The 15,195-nt window shown below is 63.6% G+C and carries 16 protein-coding genes; 1 reads left to right on the top strand and 15 read right to left on the bottom strand.

What is annotated here, in order from left to right; genetic code table 11:
• Positions 1-695: 695 nt before the first annotated feature.
• Entirely contained in the window at positions 696-1,949 is a 1,254-nt protein-coding gene (gene murA / locus FZI91_RS10765) for a UDP-N-acetylglucosamine 1-carboxyvinyltransferase (RefSeq protein WP_162525667.1), read from the bottom strand.
• A 129-nt stretch (positions 1,950-2,078) separates the two neighbouring features.
• Between murA and FZI91_RS10760 the strand changes: the two genes are divergently transcribed.
• On the top strand, positions 2,079-2,654 hold the full coding sequence (locus tag FZI91_RS10760) for a cob(I)yrinic acid a,c-diamide adenosyltransferase (protein WP_162525691.1): 576 nt from the start codon (positions 2,079-2,081) through the stop codon (positions 2,652-2,654).
• Positions 2,655-2,671: 17 nt separating this feature from the next.
• On the opposite strand, the gene FZI91_RS10755 is transcribed toward FZI91_RS10760, so the two are convergent.
• The 14 genes from FZI91_RS10755 to prfA all read right to left on the bottom strand — a co-directional run bounded on the left by FZI91_RS10755 (position 2,672) and on the right by prfA (position 15,167).
• Positions 2,672-3,088 (bottom strand): DUF2550 domain-containing protein, encoded by a 417-nt coding sequence (locus FZI91_RS10755; RefSeq protein ID WP_155938957.1) that lies wholly within the window; start codon positions 3,086-3,088, stop codon positions 2,672-2,674.
• A gap of 66 nt (positions 3,089-3,154) precedes the next feature.
• Positions 3,155-3,520, bottom strand: a complete 366-nt coding sequence (locus tag FZI91_RS10750; protein ID WP_155938956.1) for a F0F1 ATP synthase subunit epsilon — start codon at positions 3,518-3,520, stop codon at positions 3,155-3,157.
• 34 nt (positions 3,521-3,554) lie between these two features.
• Positions 3,555-4,985 carry a F0F1 ATP synthase subunit beta gene (gene atpD, locus FZI91_RS10745; protein WP_155938955.1) on the bottom strand — a complete coding sequence of 477 codons (1,431 nt, stop codon included), beginning with the start codon at positions 4,983-4,985 and terminating at the stop codon, positions 3,555-3,557.
• Between the two features lie 14 nt (positions 4,986-4,999).
• Positions 5,000-5,932, bottom strand: a complete 933-nt coding sequence (locus FZI91_RS10740) for a F0F1 ATP synthase subunit gamma (RefSeq protein WP_155938954.1) — start codon at positions 5,930-5,932, stop codon at positions 5,000-5,002.
• Between the two features lie 16 nt (positions 5,933-5,948).
• On the bottom strand, positions 5,949-7,607 hold the full coding sequence (gene atpA, locus FZI91_RS10735) for a F0F1 ATP synthase subunit alpha (RefSeq protein WP_155938953.1): 1,659 nt from the start codon (positions 7,605-7,607) through the stop codon (positions 5,949-5,951).
• Positions 7,608-7,663: 56 nt separating this feature from the next.
• Positions 7,664-9,010: a F0F1 ATP synthase subunit B/delta gene (locus FZI91_RS10730; RefSeq protein WP_155938952.1), complete on the bottom strand. Its 1,347-nt coding sequence runs from the start codon at positions 9,008-9,010 to the stop codon at positions 7,664-7,666.
• Between the two features lie 6 nt (positions 9,011-9,016).
• Positions 9,017-9,532, bottom strand: coding sequence for a F0F1 ATP synthase subunit B (locus FZI91_RS10725; protein ID WP_155938951.1), 516 nt, complete (start codon positions 9,530-9,532; stop codon positions 9,017-9,019).
• A 5-nt stretch (positions 9,533-9,537) separates the two neighbouring features.
• Entirely contained in the window at positions 9,538-9,789 is a 252-nt protein-coding gene (locus FZI91_RS10720) for a F0F1 ATP synthase subunit C (RefSeq protein WP_005059842.1), read from the bottom strand.
• Positions 9,790-9,851: 62 nt separating this feature from the next.
• Positions 9,852-10,622: a F0F1 ATP synthase subunit A gene (gene atpB / locus FZI91_RS10715; protein WP_155938950.1), complete on the bottom strand. Its 771-nt coding sequence runs from the start codon at positions 10,620-10,622 to the stop codon at positions 9,852-9,854.
• On the bottom strand, positions 10,619-11,056 hold the full coding sequence (locus FZI91_RS10710) for an ATP synthase subunit I (protein WP_309224064.1): 438 nt from the start codon (positions 11,054-11,056) through the stop codon (positions 10,619-10,621). Before FZI91_RS10710 ends, atpB begins: the two co-directional genes overlap by 4 nt.
• 257 nt (positions 11,057-11,313) lie before the next feature.
• Positions 11,314-12,552 (bottom strand): glycosyltransferase family 4 protein, encoded by a 1,239-nt coding sequence (locus tag FZI91_RS10705; protein WP_162525669.1) that lies wholly within the window; start codon positions 12,550-12,552, stop codon positions 11,314-11,316.
• 15 nt (positions 12,553-12,567) lie between these two features.
• Complete coding sequence (locus FZI91_RS10700; RefSeq protein ID WP_162525670.1) at positions 12,568-13,248, bottom strand: L-threonylcarbamoyladenylate synthase; 681 nt, start codon at positions 13,246-13,248, stop codon at positions 12,568-12,570.
• A 9-nt stretch (positions 13,249-13,257) separates the two neighbouring features.
• Positions 13,258-14,097: a peptide chain release factor N(5)-glutamine methyltransferase gene (gene prmC / locus FZI91_RS10695; protein WP_155938949.1), complete on the bottom strand. Its 840-nt coding sequence runs from the start codon at positions 14,095-14,097 to the stop codon at positions 13,258-13,260.
• The gene (gene prfA / locus FZI91_RS10690; RefSeq protein ID WP_155938948.1) at positions 14,097-15,167 is read right to left on the bottom strand and encodes a peptide chain release factor 1; all 1,071 of its coding nucleotides are present in this window, start codon (positions 15,165-15,167) and stop codon (positions 14,097-14,099) included. The genes prmC and prfA overlap by 1 nt, the downstream gene beginning before the upstream one ends.
• Between the last annotated feature and the right edge of the window lie 28 nt (positions 15,168-15,195).

Genomic DNA, 15,195 nt, shown 5'->3' with positions numbered 1-15,195 from the left:
GTCAAAAGAATTGTTAAAAAATAAACACTGACACACTATTGAGTTCTCAAACAACACATTTTATTTTTAGTGGCTATGAATTCGGGAATTACTTCCTTTATTCTCACCTCCGCTCTTCAGCGGCTTGGAAAGCGTATCAAGTTCGGTGAACTTGAGTCAAATTCCCGGTTTTGGCTGGTCACTTGCTCACCATCCGATCGCCGACATTCTGGAATTTCTTCCTGAATTCCGACTTTCGCTCTTTCGGGCGACTTGGAAACCGTATCAAATTCAGTGAATTTGAGTCAAATTCCCGGTTTTGGCTGGTCACCTGCTCACCATCCGATCGCCGACATTCTGGAATTTCTTCCTGAATTCCGACTTTCGCTCTTTCGGGCGACTTGGAAACCGTATCAAATTCAGTGAATTTGAGTCAAATTCCCGGTTTTGGCTGGTCACCTGCTCACCATCCGATCGCCGAGATATCTGAATTTCTTCTTCTATTTCGGCTTTCACCCTTCTAAGCGGCCCGGGAACCTTATCAAGTTTGATGAACTTGAGTCAAACTCCGGGTTGCGGGCTGGTCAACTGCGCACCAACCCAGACCGGAATTTTGGAATCGCTTCCTTGTCCCGGCCTTCGCTCTTCAGGGCAACCCCACCACTGTACCAAGTCCAATGAACCTGGTCAACTTCGGGGTTCGGGGTCGGTCAGCGCTAGCTGACCCGCTCGACTTCAGCACCCAAGCTCTGGAGGTTCTCCACGAACAACGGGTAACCGCGGTCGATATGAAAGACATCGTATACCTCGGTGACGCCATCCGCCACCAACCCGGCGAGCACGAGTCCCGCGCCGGCCCGAATATCCGATGACCACACAGGAGCGCTGGATAACTGCCGGATACCGCGCACCACGGCGTGATGCCCGTCGGTCCGCGCATCCGCGCCCAGCCGCATCATCTCCTCGACAAAGCGGAATCGGGCCTCGAAGACATTCTCGGTAATCACTGAGGTGCCGTCGGCTATCGCCGCGAGCCCAATTGCCATGGGCTGCAAGTCAGTTGGAAATCCTGGGAACGGCAGCGTGGCCACGTTGATCGCTTTGGGGCGCTCATACTGAACCACACGAAATCCGTTGTCGTCCTGCGTAACTGTGGCCCCTGCGTCATGCAGTTTATGCAACACCAGCTGCAGGTGCTCCGGGTCTACTCCCGTGACCGTAACGTCGCCTCGGGTTATCGCGGCAGCGAGACCCCAAGTGGCAGCAACGATTCGGTCGCCGATGACGCGATGTTCGGTGGGATGAAGCTTCGGAACGCCAGTCACCGTAAGCGTCGACGTGCCCGCCCCCTCGATCTGCGCGCCCATCTGAACCAACATCGTGCACAGGTCCACCACGTCGGGCTCGCGCGCCGCGTTGTGGATCGTGGTCACACCGTCCGCGAGTACCGCCGCCATCAAGATGTTCTCGGTAGCACCCACCGACGGGAACTCGAGCTGAATATCAGCGCCGTGCAACGACTTTGCCTCTGCGACCACGCAACCGTGTTCTATGGTGCACTCCGCGCCGAGCTGGCGCAGGCCCGCCTGGTGCATGTCGAGCGGGCGCGACCCGATGGCGTCACCGCCAGGGAGGGCCACCTTGGCCCGTCGGCACCGTCCCACCAGGGGGCCTAAGACACAGACCGACGCCCGAAATTGCCGCACCGCCGCGAAGTCGGCGTCGTACTTGGGTTCATCCGGCGAGGTGATCGTGACGACATCGCCTGCTAGCTCTACCGTCGCACCCAATCCTCGCAGCACCTCGGCCATCAGCGGCACATCCAAGATGTCCGGGCAGTTGGTGATCGTGCTGGTCCCCTCCGCCAGCAGCGTGGCCGCCATCAGCTTGAGCACACTGTTCTTGGCACCGGTAACCGCCACCTGACCAGTAAGCCGGGCGCCGCCGGTCACCAAGAAATGCTCGCTCACGCCCGACAGCGTAGCCGGGTAACGTTTCAAGCCATGACAGATGAGCCGCTTGCGCGAAGAGGCGACGAGACCGATGAAGCCCGCACAAGCGAGACGGACTCCGAGCGTGGGCGAGGCTCATCAAGTGGCGTGCATCTCACCCGCATCTATACCCGCACCGGGGATGACGGCACCACGGGTCTGAGCGACTTCTCGCGCGTTCCGAAGAGCGACCCGCGGCTGATCGCATACGCCGACTGCGACGAGGCCAACGCCTCCATCGGTGTCGCCGTCGTACTGGGTACACCCACAGCTGCACTCACCTCCGTGCTCCTGCAGATCCAGAACGATTTGTTCGACGCGGGAGCGGACCTGTCGACTCCGGTAGTGCCCGATCCCGACTATCCCCCGCTGCGCATCACCCAGCCATACGTCGACCGCATCGAGGGCTGGTGTGACGAGTACAACGCGGATCTTCCGAAACTGAATTCCTTTGTACTGCCAGGTGGTACGCCGCTCTCGGCGTTGTTGCACGTGGCACGAACGGTGGTGCGCCGGGCGGAACGGTCGGCCTGGGCGGCCATTGACGCCTACCCGGACGACACCAATGTGCTGACAGCCAAGTATCTGAATCGGCTCTCGGATCTGCTGTTCATCCTGTCGCGAGTCGCCAACGACGGCAAGGACACGCTCTGGAAGCCCGGCGGACCCGCGCAACCCGCCTAGCGGGTGCGCACGATCGGCTAGCGGGTGCGGCGTTCGGCACGCCGCGAGGGTCGGGACTCCACCCACGACATGAATGCAGTCAATGCACCGCGGTCCAGCGCCATTTCGTATTCACGTCCTCCGTCGCGCAGCTGCAGCACCACGATCTCGGCGGTCATGATGTCATATTCGTCGCCGCGTGGAATCCGGCGATCAACGATCTCGAGGTCGCGCCGCGACAGCCGGCGATCCGGCCACAGCCGAATGCTGGACAGCCGATAGAACTCCGCCTCGGATTCGCGGTACCGCATGACGCCGTGACGCCAGCGGCCCTCCCCCGTGTCGAGTAGATCCCGCAGGAGCGCGGCGGTCCCCCCTTGCCGCAACTTGAGCAGACGAAAGCTCAACGCAGCTACCGCCAAAGCAAGGACGGCGATGACCGATATCTCGATCATCGCCGTCACGCTCAAAAGCGGCTTCCTTAGTGCTTATTTCAGGGCGGTTAGGCCGTGTGGCTAACGCTAAACCGTCTGGCCGAGGGCCCGCAGGCGCGCGCGTCCCTGCGCCGCTACCCGTGGATCCTCCGAACCGGAATCGGTCTTGGCCTTTGACTCGTCGATATCAGCGCGTGGCTGCGCAGACTCAACCAAGATGCTCACCTTGGTATCGGTGATCGAGAGGAATCCCCCGTCGATCGCCCACCACAGGTCGTCAGCACCCTCGCGCTCGATCTTCACCGCTGCATCGTCCACCAGCTGCGCCACCAACGGAATGTGGTGCGGCAGGATGCCGATTTCACCGGAGGTCGTGCGGGTAAAGACGAACGTGGCCTTACCCGACCAGATCTCGCGCTCGACGGCGACAATCTCGACGTCAATCTCGGACATTCAGTGCACCTCCTTGAAGATAGCTAGTGACGAACTACAGCTTGGCGCCGAGGCTTTCGGCCTTCTTGGCCAAATCGTCGAGGCCACCGATGAGGAAGAACGCCTGCTCGGGCAGGTGATCGAACTCGCCCTTGGTGAGCTTGTCGAAGGCCTCGATGGTCTCCTTGAGCGGCACGGTCGAGCCGGGCTGGCCGGTGAACTGCTCGGCAGCCATCATGTTCTGGCTCAGGAAGCGCTCGATACGACGTGCGCGGCCCACCAGCTGCTTGTCCTCTTCCGACAGCTCGTCGATACCGAGGATCGCGATGATGTCCTGCAGGTCCTGGTAACGCTGCAGGACGCGGATGACTTCCTGCGCAACCCGGTAGTGCTCGTCGCCCACCACGGACGGCAGCAGAATCGTCGACGACGAAGCCAACGGGTCCACGGCCGGGAAGATGCCCTTGGAGAACACCGCACGAGACAGCTCGGTGGTGGCATCCAGGTGCGCGAACGTGGTCGCGGGTGCGGGGTCGGTGTAGTCGTCGGCGGGCACGTAGACGGCCTGCATCGAGGTGATCGAGCGACCCCGGGTCGAGGTGATGCGCTCCTGCAGCTCGCCCATCTCATCGGCCAGTGTCGGCTGGTAACCCACCGCAGAAGGCATGCGGCCCAGCAGGGTCGACACCTCCGAGCCGGCCTGGGTGAACCGGAAGATGTTGTCGATGAACAGCAGCACGTCCTGGCCCTGCTCGTCGCGGAAGTACTCCGCCATCGTCAACGCCGACAGGGCGACGCGCATACGCGTGCCGGGCGGCTCGTCCATCTGGCCGAACACCAAGGCGGTGTCCTTCAGCACGTTGGCGTCGGCGAGCTCGACCCAGAGGTCGTTACCTTCACGGGTGCGCTCACCCACGCCGGCGAATACCGAAGTACCACCGAAGTTCCGGGCGATGCGGTTGATCATCTCCTGGATAAGAACGGTCTTACCGACACCGGCACCACCGAAGAGGGCGATCTTGCCACCACGCACGTAGGGGGTCAGCAGGTCAACGACCTTCAAACCGGTCTCAAGCATCTCGGTACGCGGCTCAAGCTGATCGAAGGCCGGCGGCTTGCGGTGGATCGACCACTTCTCGAAGTCGCTGCCGTAGCCAGGCTCGTCGAGGCAGTTGCCCAGGGCGTTGAAGACGTGGCCCTTGACGCCGTCACCGACGGGCACCGCGATGGTGTTGCCGGTGTTGGTGACGTCCACGCCACGCACCAGACCATCGGTCGGCTGCATGGACACGGTGCGCACCAGGTTGTCACCCAGATGCTGCGCCACCTCGAGGGTCAGCGTCTTGGCCATTGCCTCGTAAGTGATCTCGGCATTAAGGGCGGAGAAGAGCGGCGGCACGGCGTCACGCGGGAACTCCACGTCAACGACCGGGCCGGTAACGCGAACAACTCGCCCGACGGTCTTGTTAGCAGTTGAAGCGGTCATCTACTCGTCTCTTCCTAATGTTCGCTTGCGGCGGCCGAGGCAAGCGCGTCCACGCCGCCGACGATTTCACTGATTTCTTGGGTGATCTGGGCCTGGCGAGCACGGTTGGCTTCCAGGGTGAGCCCCTTGATGAGCTCATCGGCGTTATCCGTGGCCGCCTTCATGGCACGTCGGCGGGATGCCGACTCCGAGGCTGCCGCCTCCAGCAGCGCCGCGTACACCCGGGTAGCCAGGTAACGAGGCAGCAGCGACGCGAAAAGCGTTGTGGCGTCAGGCTCGAACGAGTACTGAGTGGTCGGTCCGGCGGACTCGCCGACGTACTCGACCTCCATCGGCGCGATCCGCTTAGCCGCAGCCGACTGCGTCAGCATCGACTTGAACTCGGTGTAGACGATGTGCAGCTCATCCACGCCCAGAATGCCGTCGGCACCCGGGTCATCGCCATCATCGTCCGCGCCGGACAGGAACGCGTCCACCAGTACGCCCGCGATTTCCTGGGCGTGCGCGTACTCAGGCCGCTCGGAGAATCCGGTCCAGGACTGGGTTACCTTGCGGCCACGGAACTTGTAGAAGTTCAGCGCCTTACGCCCGACCACGTACACGACCGGAGTCTTGCCCTGCTCGCGCAACAAAGCGAACAGTTCTTCGGCAGTGCGCAGCACGTTGGCGTTGTAGCCGCCGCAGAGACCACGGTCCGACGAGACGATAAGTACACCGGCCCGTTTCGGCTCGGCCCGCTCAACCAGCAACGGATGATCCAGCGCAGCGTCGTCGGCCAGCGCGGTCAGCACATTGGTGATCTCGGTCGCGTATGGGCGCGCCGCCACGACGCGGGCCTGCGCCTTGGAGATGCGTGACGTCGCGATCAGCTCTTGCGCCTTGGTGATCTTCTTGATCGACCCAGCGGATTTGATCCGCCGGCGCAGTTCTCGGATTTGTGCAGCCATAGCGAGATGCCTACTTCTACTTGGCTTTTGCCGGAGCCGGCTTGCGGACCTGGACGGTCTCTTGGCCAACCTCGGACTCGTCGAGAGGAGCCGCGCCCGAGTCCTTGCCGTTGACCTCCACCGAGCTGCCGTCAGTGGCGGCAAAGCTCTTCTTGAAGGCATTGATCGCGGCGGTGAGCTTGGTCTCGGTGTCCTCGGAGAACTTCTTGGTCCCCTTGATGTCGGCCAGGATGTCGGCGTGGGAGCCGCGCACGTGGTCCAGGAACTCCCGCTCGAAACGGATCACGTCACCGACAGGCACCGAGTCGAGGTGTCCACCGGTGCCCAGGTAGATCGCGACGACCTGCTCCTCGACCGGGTACGGCGAGTTCTGCGACTGCTTGAGCAGCTCGACCAGGCGGGCACCGCGCTCCAGCTGAGCCTTCGAGGTGGCATCCAGATCGGAAGCGAAGGCCGCGAAGGCCTCCAGCTCGCGGTACTGCGAGAGCTCCAAGCGGAGCGAGCCGGCCACTTCTTTCATGGCCTTGATCTGTGCGGCACCACCCACGCGGGACACCGACACACCAACGTTGATGGCCGGGCGCACGCCCTGGTTGAACAGGTCGGTCTGCAGGAAGCACTGCCCGTCGGTGATGGAGATGACGTTGGTCGGGATGTAGGCCGAGATGTCATTGGCCTTGGTCTCGATGATCGGCAGACCGGTCAGCGAGCCGGCACCCAGCGCGTCGGAAAGCTTTGCACAACGCTCCAGCAGCCGCGAGTGCAGGTAGAAGACGTCACCCGGGTATGCCTCGCGGCCCGGCGGGCGGCGCAGCAGCAGCGAGATGGCGCGGTAGGCCTCGGCCTGCTTGGTCAGGTCGTCGAACACGATCAGGACGTGCTTGCCCTGGTACATCCAGTGCTGTCCAAGGGCCGAACCGGTGTACGGCGCAAGCCACTTGAAGCCGGCTGCATCGGAGGCCGGGGCCGCGACGATGGTGGTGTACTCGAGGGCGCCCGCCTCGTCCAGGGTGCGGCGCACCGCAGCAATGGTCGAACCCTTCTGGCCGACGGCGACATAGATGCAGCGCACCTGCTGCTCCGGGTCACCGGTCTCCCAGGCCTGCTTCTGGTTCAGGATCGTGTCAACGCAGACGGCGGTCTTGCCGGTCTTGCGGTCGCCAATGATCAGCTGGCGCTGGCCGCGGCCAATCGGGGTCTGCGAGTCGATGGCCTTGATGCCGGTCTGCAGTGGCTCCGAAACACTTTGACGCTCCACCACACTCGCGGCCTGGAGCTCGAGGGCACGGTTGGTCTCGGCCTCGATGTCGCCGCGGCCGTCGATCGGCTGGCCGAGCGGGTTGATGACGCGGCCCAGGAAGGCGTCGCCCACCGGTACCGACAGCACCTCGCCGGTGCGCTTGACCTGCTGGCCCTCTTCGATGCCGTGGAAGTCGCCGAGGATAACGGTGCCGACGCTGCGCTCGTCCAGGTTCAGCGCCACGCCTAGCACGCCGCCCGGGAACTCGAGGAGCTCCTGGGTCATGACCGAGGGCAGACCCTCGACGTGGGCGATGCCGTCACCGGTATCGGAGACGATGCCGATTTCTTCGCGTGAGGGGTCGGCGGAGAACGTCGCGACGTACTGCTCGATCGCGCCCGAGATATCCGACGAGGAGATCGTCAACTCTGTCATGGCTTTTCTCGTCCTTCTGTTCCTGGCTCGTCTTTAGGGGATGCGTCTATATGGGGTTAATTGGGCAGATGGAGGGCGGCTGCGGAGAGCCGGGTGGACAGGCTGCCGTCGATCTCTTCGTCACCGACGTTGACGACGAGGCCACCCAGCAGGTTGGGATCCACATCCAACTGCACCGCGATGGTGCGGCCATAGATCTGTCCGAGTACCTGAGCCAGCCGCGCGATCTGCGCATCGCTGACCGGTGCTGCCGCCTTCACGTGCGCGACCGACTCATCACGGCGGGCAACTGCCAACTCGGCGACCTCAAGCACGGCGACATCAGCACGCTTGCCACGCAGCAGGCGCACGGTCTGCGCCAGCAGACCGGTCACGATCAGGTTGGACCGGCCAGCGAGAACGTTCTTCAGCAGTGTTACGCGGTCGGCGGCAGGCGAGGCGGTGTTGCTCAGCAGCGTGCTCAGCTGCGGCTCCGCGTCGAGGATGCGGCTGACACGGAACAACTGGTCCTCGACATCGTCGATCTGGCCGTCGCGCTCGGCCCGCTCCAGCAGCGCGAGACGGGCGATGTATTCGATCGCGGTGATCAGGTCACCGGAGGCAGACCAACGGGCGGTCACGGCCGCACGCACGACTTCGAGCGCCGGCCGTCCGATCTTGGATCCAAGTACCGAGTCGACCAGGGCGACCTTGGCGGACTGCTCACTGGCGTCGACCGGCTCGGACAGGTGCTTACGCAGCACCAGTTCCTTGACGAGGAGCTCGGCGACCGCGGTCAGATCATCGGCTAGCGCATTCAGCGTCAGGCTATCGAGCGACACCGCGTTGGCCTGGAAGGCCTTTACCTGCTCGGCGAGCGATTCGCGGCTCGCGGCGTGCAGGCCGGCGCCACCCGCGGCGAGCGGACGACGTTCGGTGTTCACACTGCCGGCCATCTGGGAGAGCTCGTCCAGGAACCGATCGACGGTGGCGGACTGCGCCGTCGGGTCACTCACGTGCGAGCGAACCAAATCGCCTGCGCGGTTGACGGATTCGGCACCAAGATCACCACGGAGCTGACGGATCAGCTGCTGACGCTGCAGCAGGATCTGTTCCTGGCCATGCACCGCGATCCGCGCAACCTCCGCGTCAGCCTGCTCGCGCAGCTGCTTGGAAATCTGGACGGCATCGGCCTTGGCTTCCTCCGCGATCTCGGCGGCGTCGGCCTTGGCGTCTTGGATGGCCTTGGCGTGCGCACCCTGGGCCTCGACCAGCTTGTCCGCCGCAGTCTTGCTGTCAGCCAGCTGCTGGCGCACCGTGTCCTGCTGCTTGGCCATCAACGTGCGTACCGGCGGCACCACGAACTTGACCACCAGGAACACGATGACAGCGAAACCGATGAGCTGTCCGATAAATGTCGACATCTGCGCCTATCCTCGCCCTGCACTCGCTGGTTCCGAAAGGCTCACGCCGAGAACACGTTCGGCGAGTGTCCGAGACAAGCTGTCGACGCTCGCCGCCAGCTCGCCGGAATTCGCCTCGCCTTGACGGGCCAACTCTTCGGCGGCCGTCGCATTAACGGCGGTCGCTTCGGCATTGGCCCGCTGACGCATGTCCTCGAGAATTCCGCGTCCCTCGGCCCTGGCCTCGTCACGCACCGCAGTTGCGGCACCGCGCGCCTTGGCCAGCTCATCCTTGTAGTCAGCCTCGGCGGCGGTGAATTGCTCAGCGGCGTTCCGGTTGTCCTCGGCCGTCTTGGTGGCCATGTCCTCGCGTGCCGTGAGCACCTTTTGGATCGGCGGCACGACGAAGGTGCCGATGACCGCCAGCACGATCAGGAAGATCGCCAGGACAACGAAGAAGGTGCCGTTGGGGATGAGGAAGTTCGACTTCTCCCCACCCTGCTCGGCGGCCTGCGCCACGACGGCGCTGTGCAATTCACCCATGCCGATTAGCTAGCGCCGGGAGTGGCGAAAACGAACAGCGCCATGAAGGCCAGGTTGATGAAGTAAGCAGCCTCAACCAGACCGACGGTGATGAAGAACGGCGTGAACAGCCGGCCCTGAGCCTCGGGCTGGCGAGCCACACCGGAGATCAGTGCGTTACCGGCGATACCGTCACCGATTCCCGCGCCGATAGCGCCGCCGGCCATGATCAAACCACCGCCAATGAGGGCACCAGCAACAATTGTCGGGTCCGCCATCTCTTTCCTCCTTATTAAGTGGTAGCTGCGCTACCGGGGTCTATTCAGGTTGGTCTGTGTAATTAGTGGTGTTCGTCGGTTTCCATCGACTGGCTGAAGTACAGGATCGTCAGCAGCGCGAAGATGAAGGCCTGGATCAGACCGACGAACAGATCGAACGTTTTCCAGATGGCGTTGGGCGCCCACATGATGTACGCCGGGAACATCGCGATGAGCGCAACCATGATGCCGCCGGCAAACATGTTTCCGAAGAGCCGCAGCGACAGCGAGATCGGCTTGGCGATCTCCTCGACGATGTTGATGAGCGCCAAGGCCGGAACGTGACCCTTAATCACCTTGATCGGGTGACCAATAAGGCCGCGCCGCATGAACCCTGCAGCGTGGTAGCAGAGGAACACGAACAGAGCCAGCGCCAGCACGTAGTTGATATCGGAGGCCGGCGGCTTGAGCAGCTCAGCGGTGGCACCGTTGGCGCTGTACTGCACGGGCAGTACCGACAGCCAGTTCGAGACGAGCACAAAGACGAAGATCGTCACGGCCAGCGGCAGCACGAACGGCGCGATCTTCATGCCAATCGCGGCCTCGACCTGGTTACGGAACTGGACGGTCACCGTTTCGAAGAACAGCTGCACACCGTTCGGCACTCCGGTCGAGGTGACCTTGGCACGCAGGAAGAGCGCGAGTGCAATAACGATCAGTCCGGCAATGGCAGTCGCCAGGATGGTGTCGGTGTTGAACGTCAGCTCATAGGGCCAGAAGTTGCCGTGCCACGTCCAATGGGTGTGGTGGCCAACCTCGATAGCGCCCTCGGCCTGAAAAGTCGTGGTGCTCATGCCGCGCCCTGCTCGTTACTCACTGAACGGATCCCTTTCCACACCGGCACAGCGGTGGTCAACACCAGCAGCACCTGGAACAACGCAACTCCGAACAACACCCCAAGACCAGCGGGGCGGAACAGATACGCGATAACCAGGGCGAGGACGGTAATGATCATCAACCGCGCCGCGGAATTGATGGCCATTTTCTGCTTGCTTGGATTGTCTTGCGCGGTAATGACTTCCGCGGATTGGCGAACGAGGAGAGCGTTCACCAGTCCGAGCCCGAGCCCGGTAACAAAGAATGCGCCGAGCTGCCAGTTCCCAAGAAGGGCAGAGGCCAGCAGAGCCAGGGCACCGAGAACGCCACAGAGAACCGTCAGACGCAACGGGCGGAACGCCAATGCCGGAAGCACTAACGGGGCATCGGGGCTTGCCTGGGGCGCGGTCACCTGGGGTGTCACCTCACATCTTTGTCGGGGTGGCGTACAAAACTGCGTTCGTCGGTGTCAGACCTTATCGGAGGTCCGCGGGCTCGCTGAACTCACCTCAAAGGGCAGCTCCCTGTCGGTCAGTTAAACGGTCCGACAGGGCCTGGGATTATTTCGGAAAATCTTCCCAGAATCCGCCGATCCGGTGTGGCCGGCACCCGTGAGTTTTCGGGTATGGCAGAACCGTATCACATGGTAGAGACGGTTATGCACCCCTACTACTTTTCGTCGTACACGACCGGTGCCGCCACCGAACTCGGGTCGGATTCGGCGTCCGGCGGCCCCATGGCCGCGGCGACCGAACTATCAGGTTCATCGCGGCGCAACAGCGGGATGACCGTCGCGACGATGGCGATACCGATTGCGCCGAGAACCACCGCGCCGGCATACCGGGGTTCGAAGAAGATGGTGCTGGCCGCGCCGAAGGCGATGATCGCCACCCACAAATAGATGATCAGCACCGCCTTGCGATGCGAATGGCCGATCTGGAGCAGCCGGTGATGCAGATGCATCTTGTCCGGACTGAAGGGGCTACGGCCCGCGCGGGTCCGCCGGATAATCGCCAGCATTGCATCAAGCGCCGGTACCAGCAGCACCGCGATCACCAGCAAGAATGGTGACAGCAAGACAAACATGTCCTTGGCGCCGTAGGAGCTCTGCGAAATAGGGCCCGCCGCAGTCGTCGACGCGGCCGCCAGCATCAGGCCGATCAGCATCGACCCGGAGTCACCCATGAAGATCCGGGCGCGATGAAAGTTGTGGGGCAGGAAACCCAGGCAGGCCCCGGCCAGCACCACCGAGATCACCGCGGGCGGGTAGTACAGGACATCGCCGCCGTGGCTGCGCAGCAGCCCGACGGAGAAGATGCAGATGGCGGTCGCGGTAATCAGCCCCAGTCCGGCCGCCAGGCCGTCCAAGCCGTCCACGAAGTTCATGGCGTTAACGATTGAGACCGTTAACGCCAGCGTGACCAGGATGGAAGACATCTGGTCCAGCACGATGGTCCCCACCCCGCCAAACGGGATGTAGATCATGCTCCATGCCACCCCCATGGTGACCAGGACGCTGGCGGCGGTGACCTGACCTGCGAATTTGGTCAGCGCATCCAGGCCCCATTTGTCGTCGATGAGGCCGACGACCATGATGATGCCGCCTGCCACCACAACCGCCGGCAATCCCGACGAATAGACGAAACCCCTTGTCAATGCCGGTAGTTGCGAGGCCAAGAAGATCGCACCGCACACCCCGAAATACATCCCGAGACCGCCCATCCGGGGCGTGGGCTGCAAGTGCACATCGCGTTCGCGGGGATACGCCACCGCGCCCACCCTGGTCGCAAACAGGCGGACCCCACCGGTGCAGAAGAACGTCGCGATGGCCGCGGTCAGCCCAACCAGGGCAAGTTCCCGTAGCGGGACACCCGCGCCGCGATCGGCAAGGGCCAGCAGCTCACTCACGCGTCTGACCGTACTTCAAGATTCTGTAGGTTCCGCTGTCTCGGCGGCTTCTGCGGGGCCGACCGCACCGCCGATCACATCCACGATCTGTGCGCGGGTGATCGGACCCTCCCGCACGATCAGCGGTACCGGCCCGGTCAGGTCGACGATTGTCGATGCCGCGCCCAGCTCCGCGGTGCCGCCGTCCAGGTACACCGCAACCGTGTCGCCCAATTGACTGCGGGCATCCGCGGCGGTGAGCGCCGCGGGTTGGCCCGAGACGTTGGCACTGGACACCGCCATCGGACCGACGGCGCGCAGGAGGTCGATGGCCGCCGGGTGCAAAGGCATCCGCAGCATCACGCTCCCCTGGGCATCGCCGAGGTCCCAGGACAGCGACGGCGCGTGCGTCACGATGATGCTCAGCGGCCCCGGCCAGAAGGCCTCGATGAGCTCGCGGGCCGCCGGCGGTACGGCGAACACCAGCCCGTCGATGGTGTGCCACGACCCCACCAGTACGCCGACAGGCATGTCTCGACCCCGCCCCTTGGCCGCGAGTAGAGCCGATACCGCGTTGGAATCGAACGCGTCACAACCCAGTCCGTAGACGGTGTCGGTGGGCATGACCACCAGCTCGCCTACCTTCAGCGCGCTCACCGCCGCGTCGAGACCCTTCTGGCGAGTCGCGGCGTCCTGGCAGTCGTAGACGACAGTCACCCGACCAGTCTATGACGTCGAGGTTTTGCGACGTGCAGTGACGAATCGCGGCCGGCCGACCAGGTCGTAGCGCTGCGTGACGTCATCGAATAGTCCACTGGCAGTGAATAACCCGCGCGTTCCGTCGCCGTTGGTGTCATCGTGCTCCACACCGATGACACCGCCCACGGCCAAGAGCCGCCCGGCCGCCGTCACGATAGGCGCGATGACCGACAGCCCATCGACGCCCGCGAACAGGGCGATCGACGGATCATGCTGCGCCACTTCAGGCTCCAGCTCGACACCCTCGGGGATGTACGGCGGATTAGCGACGATCAGATCGACCGTGCCGTCGAGCTCGGTCAGCAGCGCAGGCGCGGTCGCATCGGCCTGGATCACCTCGACGAGCGTTTCCGCGGCATTCCGACGGGAGTAGGTCAGTGCCCGCTCATCGAGCTCGACGGCAATCACTCGAGCCGTCGGCTCGTGACGCGACAAGGCGATGGCAAGTGCGGCCGACCCGGCACAGAGCTCGACGACCGTCGCGTGGGGCGCCAACTCCCCCGCCGCCCAGGCGTACAGAGACTCGGTTTCCGGGCGCGGAATGAACACGCCGGGACCCACAGCCACCTCGATAGGGCCGAAGGCGGCGTTACCGGTCAAGTGCTGCAGGGGGACTCGCTGCGCCCTCCGAGCCACCAGCTCGCGGTACCTCTCGGAGAAACCCGGGCCGATCTCGGCGAAGCGCAATTGCATCCGCGGGGTGCCCAGCAGATGCGCGGCGAGCTCTTCGGCATCTACCTGCGGGCTGGAAACACCTGCCCGGGTGAGCGATTCAACCGCCTCGTCGATCAGTTGGCGTACCTGCATCACGCCTCCTGCAGGCGGGCCTTCCGGTCGGCCACGGCCAACGCGTCGAACAGCGCATCCAGATCCCCGTCGAGCACCTGATCCAAGTTATGCGCCTTGAATCCGACGCGGTGATCGGTGATCCGATTCTCCGGGAAGTTGTAAGTGCGGATCCGCTCGCTGCGGTCCACAGTGCGGATCTGGCTGGCGCGGCCAGCCGACGCATCAGCCTGTGCCTGCTCCTCAGCGAGGGCCTGTAACCGGGCCGCCAGCACCTGCATGGCGCGGGCTTTGTTCTGCAGCTGCGAGCGCTCGTTCTGGCAGGTGACCACGATCCCCGTCGACAGATGGGTGATGCGAACCGCTGAATCGGTGGTGTTGACGCCCTGGCCGCCCTTACCCGAGGAGCGGTACACATCGATCCGCAGATCCGATTCGTCGATCTGGATTTCCTCGACCTCTTCGGGCTCGGGGTAGACAAGTACACCGGCCGCCGAAGTATGTACGCGCCCTTGGGATTCGGTGACGGGAACACGCTGGACGCGGTGCACCCCACCTTCAAACTTCAGCCGTGACCAGACACCGTCGGAGCTATTCCCCTTGCTGGCGATGGCCAGGGTGGCGTCCTTGTAGCCGCCGAGGTCCGACTCGGTCTCGTCGAGCACCGTGACCTTCCAGCCGTGCCGCTCGGCGTACCTGATGTACATGCGGGCCAGATCGGCAGCGAACAGCGCCGACTCCTCACCGCCCTCACCGGATTTCACCTCGAGCAGGATGTCATCACCATCGTGGGGGTCGCGGGGCGCCAGCATGTCCGAGAGCTGGATCTCCAGCTCGGCGATCGAGGCCTCCAACTCGGTCACCTCATCGGCAAACGACGGATCATCCGCCGATAGCTCCCGGGCGGTGTCCAAGTCGTCGCGGGCCGCGGCGAGCTTGCGGTGGGCCGCGACGATCGGCGACAGCATCGCGAACCTGCGGCCCGCCTTACGGGCCGCTCCCGCATCGGCATGCAGCGCCGGGTCGGCCAGTTGCTTCTCTAGGTCGGCATGCTCGGCCAGCATCGCTTCGATCAGCGGCGTCTCGCTCATGCGCCCTCCTCACGTTCGCCTACGGGGA

The sequence above is a fragment of the Mycobacteroides sp. CBMA 271 genome (genome assembly GCF_009729205.1).
In the GTDB taxonomy this organism is placed as follows: Bacteria; Actinomycetota; Actinomycetes; order Mycobacteriales; family Mycobacteriaceae; genus Mycobacterium.
Note: the sequence above shows the minus strand (reverse complement) of the source record. Positions and strands in the feature narration are given on the sequence as shown.